The sequence below is a fragment of the Rathayibacter sp. SD072 genome, from assembly GCF_017355185.1.
GTDB lineage: Bacteria > Actinomycetota > Actinomycetes > Actinomycetales > Microbacteriaceae > Rathayibacter.
Genome location: NZ_JADILJ010000098.1, coordinates 1 through 2,348 on the forward strand (window position 1 = coordinate 1; position 2,348 = coordinate 2,348).

Here is a 2,348-nt window from a genome sequence, read left to right on the forward strand (position 1 = left end):
CCTCCGACGGAGCCTCGGGCTCGCCGTCGTGTCCTACGCGGGCGCCGAGTCGTCGGCCCTGCCGCTCCTCGCCGGACCGGCGCTCGCCGCGACGAGCTGGGGGCTGCGGGCGGTCGAGTCGGCGGAGCACCGTTCGCCGACCGCCCTCGAGGACGCGGCCACCCTGGTGGGCGCGGTCGTCGGGGCGGTGCAGGGTTCGGCGCAGGCGCTCCTCCCGGGTGGGGACCGCTCCGCTCCGGCCCGGGAGCGCGACGAGCTGGTGCGGGCACTCCTGGGCGACGCCCTGGTGGTCGAGGGCATCCGCGCCCTGATCTCGTCGATCGGGCTCGGCACCGAGATCGGAGTGCTCCTCGTGCCCCCGCCGGTCGCGGCGGTCCTCGGTCGGCCGCCGGCCGAGGACCTCGTCGGCAGCGGTGTCGGCTCGGCGAGCGGGGTGCTCGTCGTGCTCGGGACGCTCTTCGGCGTCCTCCCGGCGCCGGGCGAGCGGCGGCTGCGCGTCGAGGAGGCGGCACCCCCGCCGCTCCCGTTCGGCTCGGTGCAGGCCCCGCCGCGAGGCTGGGGCGAGCTCGCCGGCCGCGTCCCGCCGAGCGACCCCGACGGCCCGCAGGTCGTGATCGAGCGCTACGGAGCGGAGTGGCTGGTCGCCGTCTCCGGCACGACCGACTGGAGCGGGGATCCGGGGCAGGCGTTCGGAGCGGCGGCGAACCTCGAGGCGATGAGCGGGGGCGCGGGGACCTAGGTGCGGGGGACGCTCGCGGCGATGGAGGCGGCGGGCATCCCTCCGGGGGCGCCCGTCACGATCGTCGCGCACTCGCAGGGCGGGCTGGTCGCCGCACGCGTGGCGCAGTCGGGCCGCTACGACGTCCACGACGTGGTCGCGTTCGGCAGCCCCGTCCGGGGCCTCGACCTGCCCGCGGGCACGCGGACGGTGTCCGTCGAGCACTCGGACGACCTGGTGCCGGCCCTCGCCGGCTTCGGGCGGTCGGGCTCGCTCGAGCCGGGCGTCGTGCTCATCGAGCGCCCGTCCGACCCGGGCGCCACGCGGCAGGAGGGCGCGGTGCCCGCCCACGCGCTCGACTCCTACCTCGCCACCGCGCGCGGCCTCGACGCGGAACCCCGGCCGGCCGCGGCGGGAGCCGCCCTGTTCGCGCTCTGGCGCGCGGCCCCGGACTCGCGGGTCGGAGTCCGCCTGACGACGGTGCCGGTCAGCTCTCGCGCGAGCGCGCGAGCGGCCGCACGAGGAGCCCGATGAACCAGTTGACGATCGCGAGGACGAGCGCGCCGAGCACGCCCCACCAGAACCCGTCCACCTCGAGTCCGAAGCCGAACAGCCCGCTGACCCACGCGGTCAGCAGCAGGAGCAGCCCGTTGACCAGGAACGAGATCAGACCGAGCGTGAGCAGGTACAGGGGGAAGGCGACCACTCGGATCACACCGCCCACCACGGCGTTCACGACGCCGAAGATCACCGCCACCAGGAGGTACGTGAGGATCGCGGCGGTGGGCCCCTCCTCGTACGGGTCGACGCGCACGCCCGACACCACCAGCGTGGTGAGCCAGATCGCGACGGCGTTGGTCAGGAGGCCGAGGAGGAGTCTGCGCATGACTCCACTCTCCCAGTCCCCACAGGGGGCCCGCGAGAGGGGCGCGCCCGCACGGGCGGTCAGCGCTCGGGCTCGCCGATGGACGGGACGGGGACGGGAGGGCACAGCCTCGGGTCGGTGCTGCAGTCGGGCAGCGGCGGGAGCGGCGGCCGACGAGGCGACGGAGGCGGGGCGCGTCGTCGCCTCGTCGGCCGCCGTCGTGAGCGCCTCGGCCCGGACGCCGGCGAGAGCGGCGTTCAGGGCCGGCACCGCGGCGAGGAGATCGGCACGAGCCGAGCCCTCGACCACCGAGTCGGTCGCCGCGAGCAGCGCGAGCACGTCGTCGCGCACGGCGGTCGCTCGATCCTTCGCCGCCGTGAAGTCGGCGGGCGGGGCCACGTCGATCGACGTCTCCCGCACGGTGGGGGCCGGCGACGGAGCCTCGGAGCGGGGAGTGCAGGCGGCGAGCGACAGCGCCAGCAGGCCCGCCGTCACGGCCGCGGCGACGCGCGAGGGCCGCCGCCGCCCGGGGCGGCTCCGTCCGGTTCGCCGTCGAGTCCGCATAACGGCACCTTATCGGGGGACAAAGCGGGAGTCCGCCCCCGGGAAGGGTGGTTGCCGCAGGTGCAGTGGTGTGCGTGTGCCCTCCCGTCCTCGTGCGGCCCGCCGCCTACCATGGGCGGGTGACCGACCAGCCGGCTCCCCCCGTCCGCCTCCGCCCCGAGATCCTCGCCCTTCCGGCCTACCGCCAGGGCCGAGCGGCCG

At 76.7% G+C, this 2,348-nt stretch carries 3 protein-coding genes; 2 read left to right on the plus strand and 1 reads right to left on the minus strand.

Going from position 1 to position 2,348, the window contains the following annotated elements; all coding sequences use genetic code 11:
- A partial coding sequence (locus tag IOC53_RS18535) for a hypothetical protein (RefSeq protein ID WP_207408076.1) occupies positions 1–739 on the plus strand: 739 nt, incomplete at its 5' end.
- Positions 740–1,252 carry an alpha/beta hydrolase gene (locus IOC53_RS18540; protein ID WP_207408077.1) on the plus strand — a complete coding sequence of 171 codons (513 nt, stop codon included), beginning with the start codon at positions 740–742 and terminating at the stop codon, positions 1,250–1,252. It abuts the gene before it with no gap.
- Here the strand turns inward: IOC53_RS18540 and IOC53_RS19595 are convergent.
- Positions 1,206–2,147: a phage holin family protein gene (locus tag IOC53_RS19595; RefSeq protein ID WP_307786262.1), complete on the minus strand. Its 942-nt coding sequence runs from the start codon at positions 2,145–2,147 to the stop codon at positions 1,206–1,208. The genes IOC53_RS18540 and IOC53_RS19595 overlap by 47 nt on opposite strands.
- Positions 2,148–2,348: the final 201 nt, after the last annotated feature.

Coding starts and splice junctions, on each gene's coding strand:
- IOC53_RS19595 (WP_307786262.1), bottom strand. CDS start 2,147: ATGCGGACTCGACGGCGAACCGGACGGAGCCGCCCCGGGCGGCGGCGG.